Here is a 23,689-nt window from a genome sequence, read left to right as displayed (position 1 = left end):
TGGCTCCTCAAATCCTTTCGCGCCAAATGGCAATGGCCTGGGCAATTCCTTCTATGATTGCCTGGGGCCGGGGAGGGCAGCCGGGTACGTTGACATCGACCGGCAGATATTGATCGACAGGGGCATGAACGGCATAGCTCTCACGGAATATGCCACCGGAAATGGGGCATACACCGACTGCTACGGTGACTTTGGGGTCGGGCACTTCGGCAAATACCCGCAATACGTCGTCCTTGATGCGTGCGGTGAGTGGCCCGGTGATTAGTACGATATCGGCATGCCGGGGGCTTCCGCAGTATTGGCACCCCAGGCGTTCCACATCGTAGCGGGGGATTAATGCAGTGGTTGCACATTCCACATCGCAACCATTGCAGGAGCCTGCGTTGATGCGATAGATCCACGGGGATCGCACAGCGATCTGCTTGGCCTTTTCGTTGAGTGTTTGCAGTAATGTCATGACAAAACCTTTATGCACATGCCACGATGACCAGCGACAGCACAGAGAGTGCAAGCGGCCATTTGAGGAAGAAGTGGAAGGCCTGATCAATGCGCATCCGCCCCATGGAAACACGGAGCACGGTGACGCCGAGCAGCATCATCACGATCAGCTTGGCAAGGTGGGCCAGTATTCCCAGTGCCCCAGAATCTGGCGCACTCGGCCAGAACAGGGCGATACCGAGGCCCAGCACTACTACGGCTTTCAGGGCTGACATGACTTTGAACAGCCCCAGCGCCGGGCCGGAGTATTCCAGCAGAGGGCCTTCCAGCACCTCTGTTTCTGCTTCCGGGATGTCAAAGGGAATGATGCCCAAATTGGCTGGATAGAAGGCCAGAAAGGCAGCCAGCGCCGGCCACATCATGGGATCGAACAGAAACGCCCCATGTACTTGCTGATAGGCGATGATATCCGCGATTGAAAAAGAGCCCACACGCAACGCCACAGTTGCCACCACCAATACCAGTGGCCCCTCGTAGGCGAGCATAAGCGCCATCTCACGCGAGAAGCCGATTGCGCCGAAGGGCGAGCCGGAGGCTGAGCCGGCAACCATCAGCACAACGGCTGGTACGGCGAGCAGGTACAGCAGTACCAGCAGGTCTCCAAGTATCGGGTCTGGTGTATAGACACCGGCGATGGGGACCAGGGCGGCAGCAAGCAGCATGGAGGCTGCACCAATCAAAGGAGCGCCGAGAAATACAGGTTCGGCGGCAATATCGGGCACCATGGTGCGCTTGCGGGCAAGCTTGACAAGGTCATAAAAAGGTTGGGCCAGGGGGGGGCCGATGCGCCCTTGCAAACGTGCTGCGAGGCGCCGGTCCATTCCCTTAAGCATCAAACCCAGGGCCACAGCGAAGACTCCGCCGGGAAAGAGCAGGACGGCAAGGGGGATAGTGGTGGATTGAAGCATGACGTTCTCTCCCGATAGTCTCAAATGGGCGTGGCGTGGCCATGATCTGGCTCGGCATCGTCGCTGTAGCCGGTGTCATGTTTTGCGTGCAGCAGGCCTCTGATGGCGGCTTCAGGTGTTTCAAACAAATTGCCTGCACCCACGTGGGCAACAGCGGGTTGCAAATCCTGTACGCCGCACATGTGGATTGGCGAGCGGATGATGGCTGCACCGCCACGGCCAAGCCGTAAATAGAGCAAACTGATTCCTGTCAGGACCAAGAGCAGAATCGAAAGCACCGCTGGATGCCAGCCCCCCGTTGAGGGCAATGGCCCTAGCCAGTCAGCTGCAATCGGTGTGATGCCAAGGGATTGTTGGATGACGGCGATGGGTACAAGCAACAGCCCTGGCAGCATGCCAACTGCAATGCAGCCTGCAGTCAGAATAAGCATGGGTGCCAGCATGATGGCCGGGGCTTCCTGTGCATGCTCGGCCGCCTTGCCGGGTGCGCCCATGAACGCAGCATGCGCAAACTTGAGAATGGCCGCGAGTGTGAACAGGCTGGATATCAAGGCAAATACGCCCAGAATGTAATGACCCGACTGGAAGGCTGCTTGGTAGATCAACCACTTCGATGAGAAACCGTTCAGGGGCGGAATACCTGCGAGAGACAGCCCTGCAAGGAAGAAGATGGCAAAGGTGATGGGCATCTTGCGCCCCAAGCCGCCCAACTCATCCAGTGTGCGTGCGTGGCTGCTCACCATGATGGCACCTGCACACAAGAACAGCAGATCCTTGAGCATCATGTGATTGACAAAGTGCATCAGTCCACCCGCAACGCCAAGCGAGGTGCCTAGCGACAACGCCATGGTGATGTAGCCCAATTGGCAGACGGTGCTATAGATCAACAGGCGTTTGATTCCGTTCTGGATAACGGCCATGGCACCGGCATATAGAAGGGTCAGCCCGCCGATGATGGCAATCACGTTGAGTAACTGCACATGGCCGTTGAAGAACCCGATACGATCAATCAGTGTCGCACCACCAAACAAGACACAGAACTTGAGCACGCCATAGGGACCGCTCTTGAGCAGTACAGCAGAGATGTAGCCCGATACTGGGGTCGGTGCTGTTGCTGGGTGCATCTGGTAGTCGATGCGTAGGGGCAGCATGGCAGCCTTCATCAGCATGCCTGCCATGATCAGGACAAGCGCGCCGCCTGCCCAGGCAAGCGCTGTTGCATCCTGAGTGGGAATCGCCTTGACAACGCTGGCAACGGCAGCAAAATCGAAGTTGCCCCCAGCTTTGGCGCCCAACATGGCGACGCCCAGGAACATGAAGCTGGCCCCCACCGTATTGAAGATGAAGTACTTGAAGGCTTCGCGACGCGCATCAGCATTTTCTTCATGCACCAGCGCAACGTATAGAGCCCAACTGCTCATCAATTCCCAGAAGGCAAAGAAATTGAAGAAGTTGTGGCTGGCTACCATCCCCAAGAGGCCCGCCATCATCAGCGAAAAGGCTGCATAGAAGCGATGTTGCGCGTGGCCGTGGGCCATGTAGCCGGTGGCATAGGCCATGTTCAGCGTACCCACGCCGGAGACAAGCAGAGCGAAGGCGAAAGACAGGCCGTCGTAGTAATCCGGCTGCATCAATACCGCAACGAAGGCCGCTGCCGGAACGGCGATTGCGAGCTTGCTGGCGAATAATGGTGCCACTTTGCCCAGGAGCCATACGGCAACAGCCCCCACGGTGGCGATCAAGGCGGCAGCAGGCCAGTGGATGAGCAGGTCGGGCAATATCACGGCGGGCATTCCCGCACGGTCGCCCATAAGCTTGGCTACAGTGCGAACTGCGTCAAGCTGGATATTCGGTGCTACGCCGCCAAAGATTATGGCTGCTGCAAGAATGCCAATTGCAATCAGCATGGAGGCGGGCGCCTCCTTGACGGCAGGGCCTTCATACGGATGGAAGAAAAGCAGGCGCACCACGCGCAGGTAGTAGAACGCGGCAATCACACTGCCGAGCAGCAGCAGTGCAGCCACATCAATGCGCCCCGCCGAGACGGCTGCCGTAATCATCAGGAATTTGCTGATGAAACCAGAGAAGGGCGGTAAGCCCATGATGGCGACTGTTGCCAACGCATAACAGCCCGCAGTGAAGGGCATGACGCGCCCCAGGCCTGCCAGATCTGCAATGACGCGGCGGCCAGATTGCAGGATGAATGCCCCAGCCGCAAAGAAGAGCAGGGTCTTCATCACCGCATGGTTGCTTACATGCAGCAAGGCGGCACTGGTTGCAAGTGTGGTTCCCAGGCCAAGGATGGCGGCGATTTCACCAATTTGTGCAAGCGTTGAATAGGCGAGCATGCGCTTGAGTTCTTTTTGAACCAACGCCATGACTTCGCCATAAATAAAAGTAAGACATCCGAGCACAAGCATCAAGTGGCTGATGTCAATACCGGTTTGTGCAAACCGAGTGAGCGTTGCGGTGCCAAAGACCATGAACAGAATCTTGACCATGCCAAAGATACCCGCTTTGGTCAGAATGCCAGAGAGGGGCGCAGAAATCGAAGAGGGCGCTTCCGGGTGGGCAAGTGGCAGCCAGGAATGTACGGGAACAAAACCGGCCTTGACTGCAAAACCTATGAACAGGCAGAGCGCTGCAATGCTTCCTGGCAGAATGTCTATAGCACCAATATGCTGGGCGATGGCCGCGAATTCAAAACTCCCAAGCTGTGCATGAAGGAGCAGGACGCCAAAGTTCATCACGTAGGCACCCGAGGCACACATCAGGAAATAGACGAAGCCCGCACGGAGTGCCTTTGGCGTTTGCTCATGAATCACCAGGAAATAGGATGTCCAGGTCATGAGTTCCCAGAATATATAGAAATTGCCGAATTCATGGGCGCTGGCCAAGCCCAGCATTGATCCGGTCATCAGGAATACAAAGAAATAGTAGCGGTTGGTGTTCTCCCCATGGCTCATGTAGCCATACGAATAGAGCACTACCAAGAAAGTGATGGCCGCAACGATAATTACAAATAGATATGAGGCTGCGTCCAGCTCCACGCTTCTCAGCGCCAGAACCAGTGTAGCCAGGGACAGCAGTACGGCGGCTGCGTTACGAAGCCTTGCGGAACCTAATCCCAGCAGATAGATGGCAAAGCCCCCAATATAGGGAACGAGTACCAGCATCGTCCAGGGGGATTCAAATTCCGGCAGGGCGGCCATATTGCCAATGTGCGCAAATGCGGCGGCCTGATGCAGAAAGGGGGCGGGCCACAGACTCATGAGTACGGTCAGTATTGTGAGCAGCCCGATCGGTGCGATCAGCCATTTCGGGGCCGCTTCCAGCTTGATCTCACTGGAAGGGGCTTCAAAACAGATGCGTTGAATGACAAGCATGTAATAGAAGGCCGCAATGATACTGGCCAGAGTGCCGACTGCTGCGAGTAGCCAATGCCCCTGCTCAAGGGCTGCATACAGGATGATGAATTTGCTGAATGAACCTTTGAATGGGGACAGCCCCATGACCGAGAACATACCAAAGCCAAACAGTGTGCTTGTTACCGGCATGCGCTTGCCGCTGCCTTTGAGATCTTCAAGCCGATCGGAACCTGTGCGCTGAATCAATACCCATGCGGCAAAGATGACCAAACCACGCATGGCGAGCTGATAGCTCATGTGCATAATCGCACCCGTGTCTCCTGCGATGCCTCCGAGTCCAAATCCAAGCAATACATATCCCAGCTCGGCAACGCTTGAAATGGCGATCAGCCTGGAGAGGCTTTTTACCGATAGCAGGGCGGCAATTTCACCCAGCAGGAGTATCGTGGCACCAAGCCAGGCGAGCGTTGTGACATTCGTGGCGGCAGTGGCGAGCATAGCGGGTCCCCCATTGGGTCTTTGGTTGTTTGCAGTATCGGAGCTGTGGAAATTGCCCGCAATGCAAACCCAGGTATATGGACGATGGGTGTGTCACTTTGAAACAAGGGCACGTGGCGCCGGTGTTTGTAGCTCGCTTAAGGCGGTTTTCTGGCGTAAAACAGTACCAGAGGTAAATGTTGTTACGCTGCTTGTGGAGAGCATTCATGCATGAAACTGCAATTGTCCAAGGCCTGATTCGTATCCTGGAGCAGCAGGCTGCGCAGCATGAGGTATCGGCGATCTGTAAAGTGAATGTGAAAGTAGGTCGCTTGCGTGCCGTAGAGCCCAGGCAGTTGATTGCCTGTTTCGAAATATATGCCGAGGGCACAGTTGCCCAGGGGGCGGAACTGGCTATTGTGGCATTGCCAGTGCGAGCGTGTTGCAAAGCTTGCCTGTGTGAATTTGAAGTTCCACGATTTCATTTTGAGTGCCCCGGCTGTGGGGGCGGCGATGTGGATGTGATCCAGGGGCAGGAGCTCTATATAGAGAGCTTTGAAGTGGTAGGGGGCTGACCTGAGGTGTCACGAAATGACACAGCCAGGTGTGAGGAGAGGGTCTTGTACTTTCGTTCTGTCGGGCCAGCTCCGATACTGAATCCAATCAAGACGAGGTCATGCCATGGATATTCGCCTGCCTGCCGATCAGATCGCGCATCAACCATTGACTCGGCTGATCGACTATTTTGGCCGTAAGATCACTTATCTTCGTTTGTCGCTGACGGACCGTTGCAATCTGCGCTGTTTTTACTGCATGCAGGAAGGCATCAAATTCCTGCCCCGCAGTGAAATATTGACGCTGGAGGAAATGGAACGCCTTGCGGCTGTTTTTGTGCGCCTGGGGGTGACGAAACTCCGTCTGACTGGCGGGGAGCCTCTGGTTCGCCCAGGTACGCTGGGTTTGATCGAACGTATGGGGGCTTGGGTCAAGAAAGGGCAGCTTGCAGAGCTGACCCTGACCACCAACGGTACTTTATTTGAACGTCATGCTTCCGCTTTGGCCGCCAACGGGGTGCGACGGGTCAATGTGTCGCTTGATACACTCGATGCATCGTTGTTTGAGCGCATCACGCATGTCAATGGTATGGATGCCGTGTTGTCGGGTATCGACGCAGCACGCGCAGCGGGGATCGCGGTGCGAGTCAATGCCGTTGCCATGGCAGGCATCAATGACAGGGGATTTGATCAGCTCATTCGCTGGTGTGGTGATCATGAAGCCGATCTGGCCTTGATTGAATTGATGCCCTTGTGCGCTGCAGCCAAGCACTATCTTTCGCTCGAAGAGGTTCGGCACGATCTGGAGCGTCGCTGGACCTTGACTCCGCTTGAAGACAATACGGGTGGGCCTGCACGCTATTGGCGTGTGGAAAATACAGGGCGGCGCATCGCCTTCATTACCCCGATGAGCGATTCCTTTTGTACCCGGTGTAATCGGCTGCGCATAACCTGTACGGGGCAACTGGTGCTATGTTTGGGCAGGAAAGAGGGGGTTGATCTGCGTAGCGTGTTGCGTAGCGCTGAGGCCGACGAAGTGCTTGAGGCCGCCATCCTTGATAGCCTTGCCAGCAAGCCAGCTCAGCACCAGTTTTTAGGTAATGGAATCAATCTGGAAACCCGCCCTATGTGGCAGGTGGGTGGTTGAGAACAACGTCAAACCCCTATTGGTTAGGATAATATCATGTGCAAGGACTGTGGTTGCAGCATTACCGGGGCTCATCGTTATGTTCCCCATCACGAGCACCGCCAGACCATTGAGGTGCTGGAAGACCTCCTGCATGAAAATGACCGGCAGGCCGACCACAATCGTGCCCATTTTGATGCACATGGCGTGCTTGCCATCAATATTATGTCCGCCCCCGGCAGCGGTAAGACAAGTCTGCTGGAGGCTACCATTAGGGCCTTGCCCAACGGGGTGCGCATGGCCGTTATAGAAGGGGATCTGGAAACTGAGAACGATGCGAACCGTATTCGCCGACATGGCGTGCCTGCTGTGCAGATTACTACGGGGATGGCCTGCCACCTTGATGCACACATGGTTCATGAGGCCTTGCATCAATTGCCCCTTGAGGGGATTGATATCCTCTTCATCGAAAATGTCGGCAATCTTGTTTGCCCTGCCAATTTTGACGTGGGGCAGCATCTGGATGTGATTTTGCTTTCAGTCACGGAAGGTGACGACAAACCGGCAAAGTATCCTGTGATGGTACGTGCGGCAGATCAGATGTTGATCACAAAAATGGATCTTTTGCCATACATTGAAGAATTCAGCACCAGCCGTGCGCGTGATGAGGCCAAAGCCATTCAGGCGGATCTTCCTGTCATAGAGTTGTCTGCCAAGACAGGTGATGGTATTGCCGCCTGGATATCGTGGCTGCTTTTGAATGTGTCCTCACGGCGGGAAATTCAAGATTTAACCGCGTGAAGTGTTGTGCGGATGAGATGAGGGGCTGGTAAAAAGAGCTGTATTCCAGTGCCCGCAGCGCAGAAAACAATCCCTCGGCAACGACATTCGACGCGTTGTTGCCGAGGGATTCACGAGCCTGTTGGATTATTCTGCCAGATTGGTTCCCGCGCCAGCCGTGGCGATCACCTTGGCCTTGACTGTGGCAGCGGGGGTTACCGTGTAGGTGTAGCCCAGTGCTTCAGGATAAGTCTTTGTGGTGGTCCAATTGACTGCATTGACGTAAGGCGTGCTTGTCGGAACCGTCCAGGTGATACCAGAGCCGACATAGTTGTTGCGCAGATCCCAATAACCAATGGCTGAACTGTCCCGTGAGGTGACGGGGTCCTGAACATTTTCAAAGTAATTTGATTCGATCAGCGATACCCCGCCCATGCGGACATTGATGCCAGAGGTATGAACATTGTTGAAGTAGTTGTTGTATATGTGGCTCAAACCAAAACGCTGTAGTGGCAGGCGCGACTTCACTTCTTCAAAGCGGTTATGGTGATAGGTCGTGCGAGCTGCATCGTTGGCAGTGTCCTTGTCGCTATAACCATTTAGGCTGACCTTTTGATAGTCATGCACATAGTTGTAAGAGATGGTGATGTGGTGGGCACCCTTTTTCAGATCGATACCACCGTCAAACGACGCATCTCCAGCGCCCGAGCACATCGTCAGTGAGGCGAAGATCGTATTGTGGTCGATCCAGATGTTGGACGGCACCCCGCTGGACATCCCTTCGATCGAAATTGAATCAGCGGCCTCTCCTCCAGGCAGCAGACCGATGGTCATGTTCTGGACAATGATGTTTGTCGATGGGCCCGCAATATGAATACCAAAATTGGCAGAGGAGCCATTGGCCCCTTTAATGGTGATGTCGTTCTTCTTTTTGATTTCAACTGTCTGTGCGGTTTTTTTCCATTGTGCACAGACGTCCGTGATCGTGCTGAAATCGAATTTCCCCGTGTAATTCAGTACCAGGCCGCCACTACCAGAGTAACTATCAATGGCCGCTTGCATTTCTGCCATGGTGGCGACATTGACTGCCGTTTTGCTGCCCCCACCGGTGGTCGCTGCGCCATAACCAACAGGCCCCGCAACGGCTTGCGCTGTTGCAATGACAGCGGAAAGAGCCAGAACACTTTTCAACAGTTTGAATGCCATCTGTAATTCTCCTTGATTATTATGAAATTCAGATTCACAACACAGCGCGAGTTAAGAGAACAACTGATACTACTGCAAGATAGTTTAGTGCAAAGTTACTCTATATGAATATCAAAAAAATCTATTTTGCTGCCAGTTTTTCCCGCTGAAATTTTCTCAATCACGGCAGGATCTACTCGGGGCAAACCTATTCCATTGTCAAGTGCAGCCTATGCCACGGGCACAATAGAAGCCTCCTCATGACGCTGCATGATTGTCCTCAATGAAAGTACAGGTGATGAAATGGCGTTGTTTATGGCAAGTTGATGCGCACAATGCGCTCTCCACTGGCGATCAATGTTTTCCCGTCTGTCGAGAGCCACAAGCGATTCAGGTGTCCCCGGGTATGCGTAGGGAGTGAAGACCAGCTCAATCCGTCATTGTTGGAACTCAGTACTGTGCCATCGCGGCCAGGAACAAAGATCTGTCCGTTTGCCGGGTTCTGCAAGGGTTTGCGCAGCGATGAACGGATACCCGAGGCAATAACCTGCCAATTGATGCCATCATCCACCGAACGCATAATGATACCTGCATTGCCAAATCCCAGCAGGCTTCCTTGTTGACTGCGCATGATAAAGTTCAGGGTTGCCGTAGCGGTATTGAGTTCCTTCCAACTGGCGCCATGATCCGTGCTATGGAAGAGTTTCCCTAAGCCCATTGCCCAGGCTAAGCCACGTTGGGGTTCGGTATAAATACCTGAGATAGGGATGCCGAAGTTTGCAACCTCTGTCCAGTGCTGGCCATCATCTGTGGAGCGAAGCAACCGACCATCTCTACGTGTGGCGATGAAAATGCCTTGACCTGCTTGGCTGATTTGTTCGATACCCGGATCACTGGTATCGGCATCGGTAGCATGCCAAGTCTGCCCGTTATCTGCGGAACGTACTACCTGCCCGGGGCTACCCACAAGTAGCATGGTGTTGCCGCTGGTGTCTGTCACCACCTGTTTGAAGTATCCTTCGCCAGCTTCTGCAACCGGCTGTATGCCTTGCCAGCTTTGGCCGCCATTGGTGCTGCGAGTCAGGCTGGACATCGGGCCACATGCCAGGAGCGTGTTGGTGCGAGGATCACGCAAAAGTGCCTGAAACGATATATCTGTTTTCAATCCTGTGGCGACACTATGCCATGTTTGGCCTGCATCTTCGCTGCGGATCAATAGGCCATCGCTCCCTGCTGCCACAAGGCTGTTGCTCTCTGGTATGCCTGCCAAGTCGGCCACATAGCGGTGGGTATCTTCTTGCAAGGTGGTCCAATGATTGCCGTAGTCGTCACTACGGATGGTCAGGCCACCTGTGCCAACTGCATACATGGACTGACCATCACGAGTGGTCGTCAACGCCTGAAGGCGGCTGGTCCACTCGTTACCACGCAGGAGTTCCCAACTGTCCCCGCCATCTTGTGAGCGGGCGACAGTTCCCCTACCTCCTGAGGCGATCAGTTCTCCCGTCAGTGGATTGGCATGCAGGCCGGTCAGGAATACCTTGTCTACGACTACGCTGGTCTGCCAGCTCTGGCCGGCGTCACTGGATCGCCAAACCTCACCATTCATATTGCCGACGAGTGCTTGGTGACGCTTGGTGTCATAGGCCACTACTGTGGGTGCCTGATCGCCAAGTGGAGCAACACGCGAGAGTTTTTTTCCATCTGGAGAAAGGAGGCTGACCGAGCCATCGCTCCAGATTGCAAGAGTGCCTTCCGTGTCGGACAAGGGAAGGATGCGGCGGATATTGGCGCTGATATCAGATTTCAAGGTATGCCAAGCGCGACCATCGGCCGAGTATAGGATCGTACCTTGTATGCCCGCAGCAACAATGCCACCACGCGTGGTTGTGCTCAAAGTCAGAAGGGGGATGTTTGGTAGCGTAGCAATGGTTTGCCATTTGCGCCCACCATCTTTGCTGTAAAGCATGCCGCCTTTTGCGTTTGTAGCCAACCATCTGCCATGTTTGCCATCAAACATCAAACGACTAGGTATTTGCCCTGCAGGAACCTGTGCGGCGGCCCAATTTTTTCCTTCATCTGTGGAATACAGCAAACCCTGTTCGCCAAGCGCCAAGTGATGGGCTTGGCTATCTGCTTCAATCTGTAGAATATTGAAGTTCCCAGGTAAGGCTGTTTGCTGCCAATGCTTTCCCCCGTCATCAGAGCGTAGTAGGGTTGAATCTTCACCACCCGCCAGCAGAAGTTGTCCATTCTGGCTTGCCCAAATTGTGCTGAGTTCCGCGTTGATGACGGTAGCAATGGGTTTTGCTGTGGCGCCGGAGCAGAACAAGCATAGCGCGCAGGATAGTTGCAGAATATTCAATAGCTTCATCGCAAGGCAGGCCGAGGCTGAAAATAATTGCGAAAAGCCCCGACAACCGTGCTGTCGGGGCTTTGAGAGCGAACGCTAGGCTCGTTTCACAGAAATGTGATTAGAGCGCAGATACGTCAGAGGTCTTTACGTTACAAGAAGTGGTGTTCCATTCTTGTTTGAGATTGGTGGACTTGTTGTGGATACGGGAACCCACATAGGTGTCACAAACTTTGGGCGAGCTTGTTACGCCGTCGCTGCTGAGCTTGTAGGCTTGGATCTTGAGGTTACGCAGGATGGCCTTGTCCGCAATGGCGTAAGCAGAAGGAACGGAACTATCCCACTGGGTATTGAGGCCAACGATGGTGTCCAGACCAGGGCCGCTTACAGTGGCGCCACTGGCATCAACGTGCTTCACGGTCAGACCATCCAGGTCCAGGGTACGGCCGCCCTTGTTGGCTGAGCAGTCACCGCAGGTACGCAGGATCTTGCCGGAACTGGAGTAGGTTTGGACTGAAATGGAACTGCCGCTGGAGTTCTTGGTTTTGCCAGAGGCAGTCGACTTCACCATGATGGCGGTGAAGGTGCGAACATACATCTTGGAGTTGTAGGCATTGTCCTGGAAGAACTTGTCCGGCTTGCTGCCATGCTCATAGAGGTTATCCAGCACTTGGTAGGCGGTGCTGTTGTAGATGGAATAGGTGCCACCTTCGGAGTAGTTGCCTGCAGCATGCTCGCAGACCTCATCCCAGGTCACATTCTTGAGGGTGCAATTGCCAGCAATACAGGAAATACCATGACCGCCAGCGCCAGATTTCACGTGCAGGTTGGAAACCACTGCGCCGTTTTTCAGCGTCAGCACAGCACCTTGACCTTCTTTGTCTGCCAGGCAGCTCGTGCCCAGGGTGATACCGCCGCAGTCAACAGTCTGACCGTCGATTGTGCCCCCAGCGACACACAGGCTTGATGCGGCAAAAGCACTGCTGGCCAATGATGCAGCAAAGATACCAAACGCAATTTTCTTCAGCATTCTTGTCTCCATGACAAAATATGAAATTCGTATGTTCCCGGTAACAACAAACAGCGATGCGAGAGTAATAGGGATTAATCTTGCCTGTCAATTGGGGGTGATGAACGTGAAAATGACGCTTAAGTGCGTTGAAAGCCGCCTGGGTATTGGCTGTGTGTAGAAAATGGAATTGGTAAGATATGTAGATATAAGGGTAAACACTAATCCTATTAGGGTTATTTTTACTAAATTGTTGCGTTTATGCGACGATTAGTAATATTGATGTAGCGCGATCACTATTGGGTTGGATTGTTCCTGTCCAGTGCGCCAGCTCTGTTGTGGCGCTGTGATCTGGGCTGCCCGCTGTTAGGGGCAGTGGGTTTGCCAATTTGTTTCGTAAACAATTCGCATCATGTTGCGTTACAGGTGCAGCAGAGAATGGGCGCCTTTGGCGCATATCTGGTTTGACGGATACTCTTTATCTTGAAAAGCGCCAAGCTTCGTGCAGATGCACTGTTACAGGGCAAGCTGAACTCACGAGGTGATGCAATATGCGCTAATAGAGGGCGAAAAGCGCCTGGAAGTCAGCATTGAGGCCACTCTTTGGTGGAAACTCTCCCGTTTCTATGGAATGGCAGATGGCACAACGATTGCTCAAGCTCCTGTACCCAGCAATAGCTACAGGAGAGCGGTCATGGTTGTGCGTTTTAAGGGATTGATGCGGGTTGCTACAGGGGCGTTGATGTTGGTGGGGCTGCTGGCTACGCCGAACACCTATGCCGAAGAGCTGACAAAACTGAAATTCACACTTGATTGGCGCTTTGAAGGGCCAGCGGCCCCATTCCTGCTCGCCAAAGCGAAAGGCTATTTTGCTGCAGAAGGCCTGGATGTAACGATTGACACAGGTGCGGGTTCGGCGGGGGCGGTTACCCGTGTGGCAACCGGGGCATATGAAATGAGTTTTGCTGATTTCAATGCTCTGGTTGAGTATGATGCACAAAACCCTGGTTCAAAAATGCAGGCGGTATATATGGTCTATAACTATACCCCCGCAGCTGTGGTGAGCCTAAAAAAGAGCGGTATTGCAAAGCCCGCTGATCTGGTCGGCAAAACGCTTGCAGCACCGGTCTTTGATGCAGGGCGTAAAGCATTCCCAGCGTTTGCCAAATCGAATAAGTTTGACCCCGCTTCCGTAAAGTGGCAAAGCGTTGATCCTGCCATTCGTGAAAATCTTCTCGCCCGGGGAGATGTGGACGCCATTACCGGTTTTTCCTTTACCAGTGTGCTGAACCTGGAGGCTCGGGGTGTAAAGGAGTCGGATATCAACGTTATGCTCTACAACAACTACAATGTTGAACTCTACGGCAACGCAATCATTGCTTCTCCCAAGATCATCGCAGAGAAGCCCAAGGCAGTTGAAGGTTTTGTACGTGCCTTCAATAAGGCGCTGAAGGAAACGATTGCTAATCCGGATGCTGCGGCAAGCTATGTCAAGGCCACTGAACCCTTGGTGGATCTTGCGCTTGAAACGCGACGCCTGAAAATGGCACTTAACGCAGTCGTGATCACCCCAGAAGCCAAGGCGAACGGATTGGGTGCGGTGACGGAAGATCGCATGCAACGCTCCATTGCCGAAACGGCGGCTGCTTACAATCTCGCAAAAATCCCGAGTGGAAAAGAACTTTTCAACCCTGCCTTTTTGCCGCCAAAAGCTGATCGCATGATCAAATAGGCACATAAAAACGGGGGCAGTGTGGCCCCCGATTACATTTACATACCCTAGCAAATATAGAGCGATGTGCCATGAGTTTCGTAGAATTTGAAAATGTCAGCTTGAGCTATAGCGAAGGCGGCCAAAGGGCAATTGAAGGCATCAGCTTGCAGGTTGCAGAGGGGGAATTCGTAGCCGTGGTTGGTCCTTCTGGTTGCGGAAAGTCCACCTTGATGAAGCTGATATCAGGGCTCAAGCCTCCGTCTGAAGGATATGTCTATGTCAACGGCAGGCAAGTGGGCGGTCCACTGGGTATTGTCGGGATGGCATTTCAGGCTCCCAATCTGCTGCCCTGGCGCACGACCTTGGATAACGTGATGCTCCCGCTGGAGATTGTTGAGCCTTGGCGTAGCGAACGTGGCGCGCGCCGCAAAGAGTTTGAAGAGATGGCTCGTGCCCAACTGGCAAGGGTAGGTTTGGCCGGATTTGAAGACAAATTTCCCTGGGAGCTTTCTGGCGGCATGCAGCAACGTGCTTCGATCTGCCGAGCGTTGATTCACAAGCCACGGTTGTTGATGCTTGATGAGCCATTTGGTGCCCTGGATGCATTCACACGTGAGGAGCTATGGTGCATGCTCCGCGACTTGTGGCAGCAGCAACCCTTTACCGTAATTTTGGTCACGCATGATCTGCGTGAGGCGGTATTTCTCGCAGATACGGTATATGTCATGAGCAAGCGACCAGGAAGAATTCTGATTCGGCGGGAGATCGACCTGCCACGTCCTCGTGATCTGGAAGTGACTTATACCGATGCATTTGCAAGTCATGTGCATGTATTGCGCGAATCAATTGGCCGTGTGCGGGAGAACTGAAATGAGATTGTCGCCCAAAGTGGTTTTTCGTCTGGCACCTTGGCTGCTGACTGTATTCCTGCTTGTGTGTTGGGAAGCTATTTGCCAGGGGTTTGAGATCAAACCGTTTTTGTTCCCTGCACCAAGTCTGGTATTCAAGACAGGGGTTGAAATGTTTGATCCCATCATGACTCATGCAATCCATACCTTCCTGACAACCTTGGCGGGATTTGCTATTGCCGTATTGGTGGGGGCGATAATGGGCGCGCTGCTGGGTTCCTCACCCATTATTTATAAGGCGTTATATCCGATGCTGGTGGGGTTCAACAGCGTACCCAAAGTGGCATTTGTTCCTGTATTGGTTGTCTGGTTCGGGATTGGTAGCATTCCCGCGATTATCACGGCATTTTTGATTTCCTTCTTTCCTGTGGTGGTCAATGTGGCAACGGGCTTGGCTACCTTGGAGCCAGAATTGGAAGACGTATTGCGCTCATTGGGCGCCTCTCGCTTTGACATCCTGTGCAAGGTGGGCTTGCCGCGTTCCATGCCGTATTTCTTTGCTTCGCTCAAGGTTGCAGTCACCTTGGCTTTTGTCGGTTCCGTGATTTCTGAAACCGTGGCATCCAATCTGGGAATTGGTTATCTCATGATGAGTGCCAGTTCAACAATGAACATGCCCTTGGTTTTTGCGGGCCTGATGGTGATAGGTGCAATGGGCGTGGTGATGTACGAGTTGTTTGCATTGCTTGAACATCGCCTGACCCGTTGGGCCAACCGTAGCCAAAATGCGGCTTTTTAAGAGTTGTGATCATGGAGTGTTGCACGCCTGGTAACACTCCATGATTTATACCTGCACGGATTGCTTGGCGCTTAGCGTCTCACTCAGTTGTAGAATCTGCGCCGCAACCGATATGGCGATAGCCTCTGGTGTTTTTGAAGTGATACCGGGTATGCCAATCGGGCAAGTCAATCGTTGAAGATCTTTTTTCTGAAAGCCTTGGTTGATGAGTTTGTGGCGAAAGCGTTCTGCTTTCGTAGTTGAACCGATCAGGCCACACCATGCCGTATCACTACGCTGCAATATCTTCTCGCACAAGATCAGGTCCAATGTGTGACTATGCGTCATGACAATATGGAAACTGTTTGCGGGGGCTGTGGCGACTTCCTCTTCCAAAAAATCATTCACGATGGATGTAACGCCATCTGGACAATCCCGAAATGCATCTTCGCGGCAATCCAGCCAACGCACGCGCTGACTCAGGCTGGCAAGCAACTTGACCAAGGCGCGCCCAACATGTCCCGCTCCATACACTGAAATGGGCTGGGAGTTATCTTGAATGGTATGGTTGAGTTGCCAACCGGAGTCGTCTGCCTGATAACAGATACTGGGTTGTGTAGGTGATTGCATGGTCCAGGTGGAGCATGTGTCGGTGTGTTTGAGTGCTCTGTTCAGCGCGCCACCCTTTTCAAGGTGATGAGAAAAATCTCGCCACATTTCCAGCGATCTGGAATCAATCACTTCATATAGCAGCCACACCACTCCACCACAACATTGCCCAAGTGATGCGCCCAGACTGTAGCGGTGCAGACATGGCGGAGGTGGTGACGCCTGGAGGAGCATGGCTCGGGCTTGTGCAATGGCTTCCCATTCCAGGTGACCACCCCCGATCGTATCTTCAGTAAATGTTGCGCTGATCAGCATGTAGGTACCCGCCTCGCGGGGAGTCGAACCCCTAGTCTCAACCACGCTGACCAGTACCATGCTTTGTGCATTGGCAAGCAACAGGGGGAGTCTCTGCCAAAGCTTCATCCGCCTACCTCCAGTCCACCGATGGCACGTAACAAAGCCTCGGGCGTGGCAGGCGCCTGCAATGGGGCAGGGCGCCCAGCCGCACTTGAGGCTGCATCACGCAAAGCAAAGAAAACGCTGAAAGCAAGCATGAAAGGCGGCTCACCGACGGCCTTTGAACGATGAATGCTATCTTCAACATTGGCGTTGGAAAAAAGCTTCACATTGAAGATTGCGGGGCAATCCGATACAGCTGGGATTTTGTAGGTCGATGGTGCATGTGTGGCTAGTTGCCCGAATCGATGTTTATCTTGATGCCAAACGAGTTCCTCGCAAGTCAGCCACCCCATCCCTTGCACAAAGCCACCTTCAATCTGCCCGATATCAAGTGCTGGGTTGATTGATTTGCCTGCATCGTGCAGGATGTCTACGCGCAGCACGCGGGATTCCCCTGTTAGCGTATCCAATTCCACTTCACTACACGCAGCACCATAGGCAAAGTAGAAAAATGGGCGCCCTTGCATGGTGTTCTTGTCGTAATTGATTTTTGGGGTAGCATAAAAACCACTTTCCCAAAGTTTGATCCGTTCCCGGTAAGCGGCAAGTGTTACTTCGCCAAATTCTTGTGAAACGCTTCCCGCATGTAGCATACCGTCCTTAAAACGTACATCATCGATGTTGACGCCATGCTGAGTGGCAAACAGCGTTGCAAGGCGATGCCGAACAGCCTGTGCGGCAGCCTGCGCCGCTTTTCCATTCAGGTCTGTGCCACTTGAAGCTGCTGTGGCCGAGGTATTGGGCACCCGGCTGGTATCGGTGGAGGTCAGCCGAACGAATTCAGGCGCAAGGCCGAATTCATGAGCGACAATCTGGCGTATCTTGGTGTATAGACCTTGCCCCATTTCTGTGCCGCCATGCGTCACCAATACCGTGCCATCGGCATACACGTGTACGATGGCGCCCGCTTGGTTGTAAAAGCTGGCGGTAAAAGAGATACCAAATTTCACCGGTGTAAGGGCTATGCCGCGTTTGATTAACGGACTACGCTGATTGAATTCAGAAATTGCTTGTCGACGTTGTATGTATTCGCATTCCGTGGCGAGCTGATGAACCAGTTCAGGCGCAACATTGTCTTCCACCTCCATGCCATAGTGGGTAGTTGTGCGCTGCGCTGATCCGGGAGACGCATAAAAATTTCTTTGGCGTACTGTCAAAGGGTCAAGGTTCAGATAGCGGGCGATATCGTCAATGATGTATTCGATGGCAAACATGCCCTGTGGGCCACCAAAACCTCTAAATGCCGTGTTTGAAACGGTATTGGTTTTGCCGCGCAGACTGCGGATGGCAACGGCGTCCAGATAGTAACAATTGTCCAGATGAAATGCCGCCCGATCATTGACGGGGCCGGAGAGATCAGCCGAGAAACCGCAGCGCGAAGCCAGCGTTGTGGCAAGCCCCAGGATGCACCCTTGGTCGTCGAAGCCCACCTCCCAGTCAATGTCAAAGTCGTGGCGTTTTCCGGTAATCTGCATGTCATCATCACGGTCCAGCCGTAACTTGACGGGGTGCCCTGTTTTCCATGTGCCCAGGGCCGCCGCGCAGGCCACTTGGGCGGATTGGGATTCCTTGCCACCAAATGCGCCCCCCATGCGCCTGCATTCTACGCTGACCTGGTGCGCACCCCAGCCCAGCATATGAGCGATCATCTGCTGCATTTCGGTGGGGTGTTGGGTCGAACTGTGGATGTGCAGCCCGTCTTCGCGTGGCATGGCATACGCAATCTGGGTTTCCAGATAGAAGTGTTCCTGGCCGCCCAACTGTACCTTGCCCGTCAGGCAGTGGGGTGCTTTGGCAAGTGCCGCTACCGCATCGCCGCGTTTGATTTCAATGGGAGGCAAAACCCAGGATTCGTTCGCTACGGCTTCCTTGACTGTCAAAATGGCAGGGAGAGGTTCGTACTCGATTTTGGCCAGTTTTGCCGCCCGTCGCGCGGCATCATGGCTTTCTGCCAGTACCAGAAAAAGGGGTTGTCCGTAGAACTGCACCAGTTTTTGGGTAAGGATGGGCTCATCCTGCAAGACCGGGCCGCAGTTGTTGCTGGAGGGGATGTCTTGGGCCGTGAGTACGGATACCACGCCTGCTGCATGACGAACAGGTTCAAGATCCATCTTCAGAATTTGGGCATGCGCACAGTCGGCCATGCCGAATGCAGCGTGCAGGGTGCCGCTGAGTTCGGGCAGATCATCAATATACCTTGCCGAGCCACTTACATGCAGCAAGGCGCTTTCATGTGCCAGCGGTTTGCCCACGGTACTCATGCAATGACCTCTGGCATCAGACGTTCATTGAACTCATACCACAAGCGCAGAAGCAGGTTACGTGCGACCTGCATCCGGTACTCTGCGCTGGCACGCATATCGCTGATCGGTTGATAATCTGTGGCAAGTACCCGCATGGCGTTACGAATAACTTCTTCGCTCAGATTCTGGCCAATCAATTCTGCTTCTGCATGGAAGGCACGTTTCGGGATGGCCGCCATGCCACCATAGGCGATTCGTGCATCTTTGATTTTTCCAAGCGAATCCAGTTTTATTGAGAAGGCCGCGCAGACAGCTGAGATATCCTGGTCGCGTCGTTTGGATACTTTCCACGTCCTGAACAGATGGCGGCCATCTTTGTCAGACTTGACGAGAGGTATCTTTATAGTGCGAATGAATTCTGCAGGCTGTAATGCTGTTTTCTGATATCCCAAGTAGAAATCTTCGAGTGCCAACTCGCGTGTCTCATTTTCACGCTGGAGCACTACGTGGCCGCCTAGAGCAAGCAACCCCGGCATAGAGTCTCCGATGGGGGAGCCGTTGGCTACATTGCCGCCCAAAGTGCCCGCATTGCGGATTGGGCGACTGGCAAATCGCGTCATCAGGCTGCCCCATCCTTCATGTTCTGTGCATAGTGCGGAAAAAGCGTCGCTGAGCGATACTGCTGCGCCAATGTCCAGCGACTCGGGGGTAGTGTGGATTTGTTTGAGTTCTTCTACCGCGCCAAGATAGATGATGTCGTCCAATTCACGTAGCTGTTTGCTAACCCAGAGCCCGACATCGGTAGAGCCGGCGAGGAGCCTTGCCTGTGGGTTGCTTGCGTAGAGTCTGCTGAGTTCTTCGAGCGTATGTGGAGCATAGAAGTGTTTGTCCGAATAGCTGTACGCCAAGCTGGGCTTGGCAGCCAGTTGCTCCAGTGCTTGGCGTATCGGGCCGCGTGCAAGCTTGCCACAAGGGGTTTTCCATGCGGCTTGGGCAGCATCGAGAATCGGACGATAGCCGGTGCAGCGGCATAGGTTGCCTGAGAGTGTCACACATAGCGCTTCCCGGTCAGGCGTTTCGTTTTGATTTTCTCGTTCAGCCCATAATGACATTACGATGCCCGGCGTGCAGAATCCGCATTGAGAGGCGTGGGCATCCACCATAGCTTTCTGTACGGGGTGAAGTTGTCCGTCTTGTGCCAGGTCTTCGACGGTAAATAGGGCTTTGCCATCCAGCGCGGGAAGAAATTGGATGCAGCTATTGATGGCTTCGAGTCGCAATCCTTCTGGCGCCTGATCATCTCGGGTACCGATAACCACAGTACAGGCGCCACAATCGCCTTCGCCACAGCCTTCTTTGGTGCCATAGGGATGTTGATCCTCTCGCAGCCATTGCAGAATGGTACGGGTGTGCGGCTGATCAGTAACGGACTGGATCTGTCCTCTGAACCAGAAGTGAACTGGGCGCACTGTTGGGGGCGCTGGGTGCATGTTTCAACTCCAATATTGATATGTAGTAATGAGGAGTATGTGTGACCAAGTCACATGGGGGGCGGGAAATGCTTGTGCCAGTGGCGTGCAATATCGATGCGCCTGCAAACCCATACCCGGTCGTGTCGCTCGATATAGTCAAGAAAATCGATCAGTGCACGCATGCGTCCAGGGCGACCAAGTAGTCGGCAGTGCATGCCGATGCTCATCATCTTCGGGCTGTCTACACCTTCTGCGTACAGCACATCGAAGCTGTCTTTCAAGTAGGTAGAAAAGTCAGAAGCCTGCGAGTAACCTTGCGGCAATGAAAATCGCATGTCATTCACATCAAGCGTATAGGGAACGATGAGCTGCTGGATTGTTTCGCCATTGGTTTTCTTGACGGGCATCCAGAAGGGAAGGTCATCGCCGTAGTAATCGCTGTCGTACAGGAAACCGCCATAATCAGCAACCAGCCGGTGGGTGTTGGGTGAATCTCGCCCTGTGTACCAGCCTAATGCGCGTTCTCCGGTGAGGCGCTCAATGATGTCCATGCCAATGCGCATGTGTTCGCGCTCGGTGACGTCGTCAAAATTCTGGTAATGAATCCATCGCCAGCCATGACATGCGATTTCATGGCCGAGTTCTTTGAATGCGGCAGTCAATTCCGGGTGACGTTCAAGCGCCATGGAGACGCCAAACACCGTCAATGGCAGACCTCGGCGTTCAAACTCCCGCAAAATACGCCATACCCCAGCACGCGAGCCGTATTCATAAATCGACTCCATGGTAAGGTGGCGATCTGGGAAGGCAGGAGGATTGAACATTTCGGAAAGAAACTGTTCGCTTCCTGCATCGCCATGCAGAACGCAGTTTTCTCCACCCTCTTCGTAGTTGAGCACAAACTGTACGGCAATTTTCGCCTTGCCCGGCCAGTTCGGATGCGGGGGATTGCGACCATAGCCAACAAGATCACGGGGGTATGGTGTGTGCATCATTTCCCTCCTGCGGCGAACCATGCGCCGATTTTGGCCCGTTCTTCATCTGTCATCTGGGTGATGTTGGCCAGAGGCATGTTTTTGAGCACAAACGCCCGTTCATTCATGCGTTGGGCGTATTGTTTGATCCGGGCGGGTGTATCCAGCATGATGCCCATTTGTGCCACCGGCATGATGGTGGGCTTTTCCGCGTGGCAACCAGTACATCTTGTCTGGGCAATCGCGGCGATCTCAGCAAGTGTGGGGACTGGTTTTCCGGCTAGCGCAGTCGTTGGTTTAGGGGCAATCCACACTAGTACGGCGAGGATGATGGCCATGCCGACAATAGGATATTCCCAACGATTTTCGCCCTTGTGGCGAAGGTTGAAGAAGTGCCTGATGAGTACAGAACCCAGCATGATCAGGATGAGCACCAGCCAGGCATGGGCATGATTGTAGGTGCTGGCGTAGTGATTGCTGATCATGGCGAACAGCACTGGCAGGGTGAGGTAATTGTTGTGGTAGCTGCGCTGTTTGGCGCGCTTGCCCAATATCGGGTCAACCTCTTCGCCGCGTTTCATGGCGGCAACCTGTTTTCGCTGGGCCGGGATGATCCAGAAGAATACATTGGCGCTCATCGTGGTGGCGATCATTGCACCAACGTGGATGTAGGCGGCACGCCCGGCGATGAGGTGGCAGAGCACATAGCTGACGCCCGTGACAAAGGCGACGTAGATGATTGCGAAGACGAGTTGGCTGCGTTCAATCAGCAGCCGCGCCAATTGGTCGTAGACGATCCAGCCGAGCACGAGTGTGCCTATGCCTATGCCAATCGATTGATAAGGGGTGACGGATGAGATTGCCGGGTCCACCATGTAGGTGGCGGCCTGGAAGTAGTATAGCGTGGAGATGAGTAGGAAGCCGGTGATCCAGGTTGTATAGCTGGGCCAGAAGAAGAAATGCAGATCTTCCGGTAGATGCTTGGGGGCGACTGCATATTTTTGTGGATTGTAGAAACCACCACCATGCATGGCCCACAGCTCGCCGCCTACACCGTCTTCTTTCAGCTTGGGGTTTGTTGGGGGTTTGAGGCTGTTGTCCAGCCATACGAAATAGAATGATGAGCCAATCCAGGCTATGCCCACAATCAGGTGCAGCCAGCGTAGCAGCATGCTTGCGGCATCAGTGAGATAGGAAATCTCCATCTTGAACAACTCCAGGCAAACCGGACCCACTTTGACGCGAGGTCCGCACGACCCAGCTCAACCTGATTTTGTCGTGCGCGTATTCTGCTTCAGAGGCAAGTTACGCCTTGTTTTTCAACTGCCTCGGTACGTGCTGTAACTCCAGGGAGAAACCAATAGGGGCACATGGTAGTGTGCCTGAGAATCAGCAACCCCGAAGTCCAGCCGCACGTCTCCCAAAAACGGCGGATCTGGCAATACCGCACCTTTTGCCAAGAAGTAATTTGCAACTTCAAATACAAGGGTGTAGCGCCCTGGTATCAAGCCTGCATTTTCAAGCAAGGGGGCGTCAGCACGCCCATCCTGATTGGTTACGCCCGTAAGCAAAGGTGCGGCACTGTTCTCTCGGTATAAAGCAAAACACATACCAGCGGCTGGGCAGCCGTTTGCGGTGTCCAGGACATGCGTAGTCAATTTGCCCACAATGGATCTCCTGACAGTGAGTTGATGAAGATTATAGGGATAGCCAGATATGAATCGGTGGATACTGCCTATATGGATTTTGCTAGGTTTTGATTCCATCCCGCATGCGATGATACGCAAATCATCCATCCGGGAGTTGAAGTCATGAGTGCCCTTCAGGCTGAAATGGCAGTGCTGTCTGCCTTGGACCAGTCTTCGTTTGTGAGCCGCTTGGATGGCATCTTCGAGCATTCGCCGTGGGTGGCGGAGCGTGCCTGGTTGATGCGCCCTTTTGAGGCATTGGAGGATTTGCAACAGGCCCTATGTCGGTGCATGCGCGCAGCCAGTGCAGATGAAAAGCTTGCGCTGATTCGTGCTCACCCCGAGTTGGCAGGAAAGGCCGCGATGCGCGGGGAAATGGCAGAGGCATCTGTACGCGAACAGTCCGGGGCTCGTCTGGATGCATGTAGCCCTGAGGAATACGCTCGTTTGCATCAACTCAATACAGCGTATCGGGAAAAATTTGGCTTTCCGTTTATTCTTGCTGTACGTGGTTTAGATCGGGCAGCGATAATTGCTATCTTTGCAAATCGGCTTGAGAATGTGCCCGAGCAGGAGCTTGAAGAGGCATTGCTCCAAATTGAGCGGATTGCCTGTCTTCGCCTGCACGAGCGCTTTGCGACATGAT

19 protein-coding genes are annotated in these 23,689 nt (G+C 53.7%); 7 read left to right on the top strand and 12 right to left on the bottom strand.

Translation table 11 applies throughout. The features are described 5' to 3' along the window. Positions 1 to 7: 7 nt before the first annotated feature. Genes B145_RS0109370 through B145_RS0109360 form a run of 3 tightly spaced genes read right to left on the bottom strand, consistent with a single transcriptional unit; the run spans position 8 to position 5,272 of the window. Positions 8 to 457 (bottom strand): NADH-quinone oxidoreductase subunit B family protein, encoded by a 450-nt coding sequence (locus B145_RS0109370; RefSeq protein ID WP_018606881.1) that lies wholly within the window; start codon positions 455 to 457, stop codon positions 8 to 10. Positions 458 to 467: 10 nt separating this feature from the next. Further along, complete coding sequence (locus B145_RS0109365; RefSeq protein WP_018606880.1) at positions 468 to 1,406, bottom strand: respiratory chain complex I subunit 1 family protein; 939 nt, start codon at positions 1,404 to 1,406, stop codon at positions 468 to 470. A gap of 20 nt (positions 1,407 to 1,426) precedes the next feature. Next, positions 1,427 to 5,272 (bottom strand): proton-conducting transporter transmembrane domain-containing protein, encoded by a 3,846-nt coding sequence (locus B145_RS0109360; RefSeq protein ID WP_018606879.1) that lies wholly within the window; start codon positions 5,270 to 5,272, stop codon positions 1,427 to 1,429. A 206-nt stretch (positions 5,273 to 5,478) separates the two neighbouring features. Here B145_RS0109360 and hypA point away from each other — a divergent pair, with 206 nt between their 5' ends. From hypA to hypB, 3 genes are all read left to right on the top strand, one after another. Next, on the top strand, positions 5,479 to 5,826 hold the full coding sequence (gene hypA, locus B145_RS0109355) for a hydrogenase maturation nickel metallochaperone HypA (protein ID WP_018606878.1): 348 nt from the start codon (positions 5,479 to 5,481) through the stop codon (positions 5,824 to 5,826). 106 nt (positions 5,827 to 5,932) lie between these two features. Continuing rightward, on the top strand, positions 5,933 to 6,952 hold the full coding sequence (gene moaA, locus B145_RS0109350; RefSeq protein WP_018606877.1) for a GTP 3',8-cyclase MoaA: 1,020 nt from the start codon (positions 5,933 to 5,935) through the stop codon (positions 6,950 to 6,952). A 36-nt stretch (positions 6,953 to 6,988) separates the two neighbouring features. Continuing rightward, positions 6,989 to 7,732, top strand: coding sequence for a hydrogenase nickel incorporation protein HypB (hypB, locus tag B145_RS0109345; RefSeq protein ID WP_018606876.1), 744 nt, complete (start codon positions 6,989 to 6,991; stop codon positions 7,730 to 7,732). A 126-nt stretch (positions 7,733 to 7,858) separates the two neighbouring features. Here the strand turns inward: hypB and B145_RS0109340 are convergent, their stop codons facing one another. The 3 genes from B145_RS0109340 to B145_RS27400 all read right to left on the bottom strand — a co-directional run bounded on the left by B145_RS0109340 (position 7,859) and on the right by B145_RS27400 (position 12,279). Continuing rightward, positions 7,859 to 8,917: a pectate lyase family protein gene (locus B145_RS0109340; RefSeq protein WP_018606875.1), complete on the bottom strand. Its 1,059-nt coding sequence runs from the start codon at positions 8,915 to 8,917 to the stop codon at positions 7,859 to 7,861. 292 nt (positions 8,918 to 9,209) lie between these two features. Beyond that, a complete protein-coding gene (locus B145_RS0109335; RefSeq protein ID WP_018606874.1) occupies positions 9,210 to 11,270 on the bottom strand; it encodes a WD40/YVTN/BNR-like repeat-containing protein in 2,061 nt (686 codons plus the stop codon). Positions 11,271 to 11,370: 100 nt separating this feature from the next. Further along, a complete protein-coding gene (locus B145_RS27400; protein WP_018606873.1) occupies positions 11,371 to 12,279 on the bottom strand; it encodes a pectate lyase in 909 nt (302 codons plus the stop codon). 523 nt (positions 12,280 to 12,802) lie between these two features. Between B145_RS27400 and B145_RS0109325 the strand changes: the two genes are divergently transcribed. From B145_RS0109325 to B145_RS0109315, 3 genes are all read left to right on the top strand, one after another. Next, on the top strand, positions 12,803 to 13,990 hold the full coding sequence (locus tag B145_RS0109325) for an ABC transporter substrate-binding protein (protein ID WP_342662015.1): 1,188 nt from the start codon (positions 12,803 to 12,805) through the stop codon (positions 13,988 to 13,990). 71 nt (positions 13,991 to 14,061) lie between these two features. After that, the gene (locus B145_RS0109320; protein ID WP_018606871.1) at positions 14,062 to 14,841 is read left to right on the top strand and encodes an ABC transporter ATP-binding protein; all 780 of its coding nucleotides are present in this window, start codon (positions 14,062 to 14,064) and stop codon (positions 14,839 to 14,841) included. 1 nt (position 14,842) lies between these two features. Further along, a complete protein-coding gene (locus B145_RS0109315) occupies positions 14,843 to 15,619 on the top strand; it encodes an ABC transporter permease (RefSeq protein ID WP_018606870.1) in 777 nt (258 codons plus the stop codon). A 45-nt stretch (positions 15,620 to 15,664) separates the two neighbouring features. Here B145_RS0109315 and xdhC read toward each other — a convergent pair whose 3' ends face one another. The 6 genes from xdhC to uraH all read right to left on the bottom strand — a co-directional run bounded on the left by xdhC (position 15,665) and on the right by uraH (position 23,121). After that, entirely contained in the window at positions 15,665 to 16,630 is a 966-nt protein-coding gene (gene xdhC / locus B145_RS0109310) for a xanthine dehydrogenase accessory protein XdhC (protein WP_018606869.1), read from the bottom strand. Continuing rightward, on the bottom strand, positions 16,627 to 18,927 hold the full coding sequence (gene xdhB, locus B145_RS0109305) for a xanthine dehydrogenase molybdopterin binding subunit (protein ID WP_018606868.1): 2,301 nt from the start codon (positions 18,925 to 18,927) through the stop codon (positions 16,627 to 16,629). The genes xdhC and xdhB overlap by 4 nt, the downstream gene beginning before the upstream one ends. Further along, the gene (xdhA, locus tag B145_RS0109300; protein ID WP_018606867.1) at positions 18,924 to 20,399 is read right to left on the bottom strand and encodes a xanthine dehydrogenase small subunit; all 1,476 of its coding nucleotides are present in this window, start codon (positions 20,397 to 20,399) and stop codon (positions 18,924 to 18,926) included. The genes xdhB and xdhA overlap by 4 nt, the downstream gene beginning before the upstream one ends. A gap of 50 nt (positions 20,400 to 20,449) precedes the next feature. Continuing rightward, a complete protein-coding gene (gene puuE, locus B145_RS0109295) occupies positions 20,450 to 21,373 on the bottom strand; it encodes an allantoinase PuuE (RefSeq protein ID WP_018606866.1) in 924 nt (307 codons plus the stop codon). After that, positions 21,373 to 22,560, bottom strand: a complete 1,188-nt coding sequence (locus B145_RS0109290) for a urate hydroxylase PuuD (RefSeq protein ID WP_018606865.1) — start codon at positions 22,558 to 22,560, stop codon at positions 21,373 to 21,375. The genes puuE and B145_RS0109290 overlap by 1 nt, the downstream gene beginning before the upstream one ends. A gap of 114 nt (positions 22,561 to 22,674) precedes the next feature. Further along, entirely contained in the window at positions 22,675 to 23,121 is a 447-nt protein-coding gene (uraH, locus tag B145_RS0109285) for a hydroxyisourate hydrolase (RefSeq protein WP_281167665.1), read from the bottom strand. Positions 23,122 to 23,166: 45 nt separating this feature from the next. On the opposite strand from uraH, the gene uraD reads away from it, so the two are divergent. Beyond that, complete coding sequence (uraD, locus tag B145_RS0109280) at positions 23,167 to 23,688, top strand: 2-oxo-4-hydroxy-4-carboxy-5-ureidoimidazoline decarboxylase (protein ID WP_018606863.1); 522 nt, start codon at positions 23,167 to 23,169, stop codon at positions 23,686 to 23,688. Position 23,689 lies beyond the last annotated feature (1 nt).

The organism is Uliginosibacterium gangwonense DSM 18521 (assembly GCF_000373965.1).
Classification (GTDB): domain Bacteria; phylum Pseudomonadota; class Gammaproteobacteria; order Burkholderiales; family Rhodocyclaceae; genus Uliginosibacterium; species Uliginosibacterium gangwonense.
This window is presented reverse-complemented; position numbering and strand designations above follow the sequence as displayed.

What these genes read in the sequence shown, in the direction of transcription:
- uraH (WP_281167665.1), bottom strand. Translation starts at nt 23,121, where the DNA reads ATGGAATCAAAACCTAGCAAAATCCATATAGGCAGTATCCACCGATTC.
- xdhC (WP_018606869.1), bottom strand. Translation starts at nt 16,630, where the DNA reads ATGAAGCTTTGGCAGAGACTCCCCCTGTTGCTTGCCAATGCACAAAGC.
- xdhB (WP_018606868.1), bottom strand. Translation starts at nt 18,927, where the DNA reads ATGAGTACCGTGGGCAAACCGCTGGCACATGAAAGCGCCTTGCTGCAT.
- hypA (WP_018606878.1), top strand. Translation starts at nt 5,479, where the DNA reads ATGCATGAAACTGCAATTGTCCAAGGCCTGATTCGTATCCTGGAGCAG.
- B145_RS0109340 (WP_018606875.1), bottom strand. Translation starts at nt 8,917, where the DNA reads ATGGCATTCAAACTGTTGAAAAGTGTTCTGGCTCTTTCCGCTGTCATT.
- B145_RS0109325 (WP_342662015.1), top strand. Translation starts at nt 12,803, where the DNA reads ATGCAATATGCGCTAATAGAGGGCGAAAAGCGCCTGGAAGTCAGCATT.
- B145_RS0109360 (WP_018606879.1), bottom strand. Translation starts at nt 5,272, where the DNA reads ATGCTCGCCACTGCCGCCACGAATGTCACAACGCTCGCCTGGCTTGGT.
- moaA (WP_018606877.1), top strand. Translation starts at nt 5,933, where the DNA reads ATGGATATTCGCCTGCCTGCCGATCAGATCGCGCATCAACCATTGACT.
- B145_RS0109320 (WP_018606871.1), top strand. Translation starts at nt 14,062, where the DNA reads ATGAGTTTCGTAGAATTTGAAAATGTCAGCTTGAGCTATAGCGAAGGC.
- B145_RS0109335 (WP_018606874.1), bottom strand. Translation starts at nt 11,270, where the DNA reads ATGAAGCTATTGAATATTCTGCAACTATCCTGCGCGCTATGCTTGTTC.
- uraD (WP_018606863.1), top strand. Translation starts at nt 23,167, where the DNA reads ATGAGTGCCCTTCAGGCTGAAATGGCAGTGCTGTCTGCCTTGGACCAG.
- B145_RS0109315 (WP_018606870.1), top strand. Translation starts at nt 14,843, where the DNA reads ATGAGATTGTCGCCCAAAGTGGTTTTTCGTCTGGCACCTTGGCTGCTG.
- puuE (WP_018606866.1), bottom strand. Translation starts at nt 21,373, where the DNA reads ATGCACACACCATACCCCCGTGATCTTGTTGGCTATGGTCGCAATCCC.
- B145_RS27400 (WP_018606873.1), bottom strand. Translation starts at nt 12,279, where the DNA reads ATGCTGAAGAAAATTGCGTTTGGTATCTTTGCTGCATCATTGGCCAGC.
- xdhA (WP_018606867.1), bottom strand. Translation starts at nt 20,399, where the DNA reads ATGCACCCAGCGCCCCCAACAGTGCGCCCAGTTCACTTCTGGTTCAGA.
- B145_RS0109365 (WP_018606880.1), bottom strand. Translation starts at nt 1,406, where the DNA reads ATGCTTCAATCCACCACTATCCCCCTTGCCGTCCTGCTCTTTCCCGGC.
- hypB (WP_018606876.1), top strand. Translation starts at nt 6,989, where the DNA reads ATGTGCAAGGACTGTGGTTGCAGCATTACCGGGGCTCATCGTTATGTT.
- B145_RS0109370 (WP_018606881.1), bottom strand. Translation starts at nt 457, where the DNA reads ATGACATTACTGCAAACACTCAACGAAAAGGCCAAGCAGATCGCTGTG.
- B145_RS0109290 (WP_018606865.1), bottom strand. Translation starts at nt 22,560, where the DNA reads ATGGAGATTTCCTATCTCACTGATGCCGCAAGCATGCTGCTACGCTGG.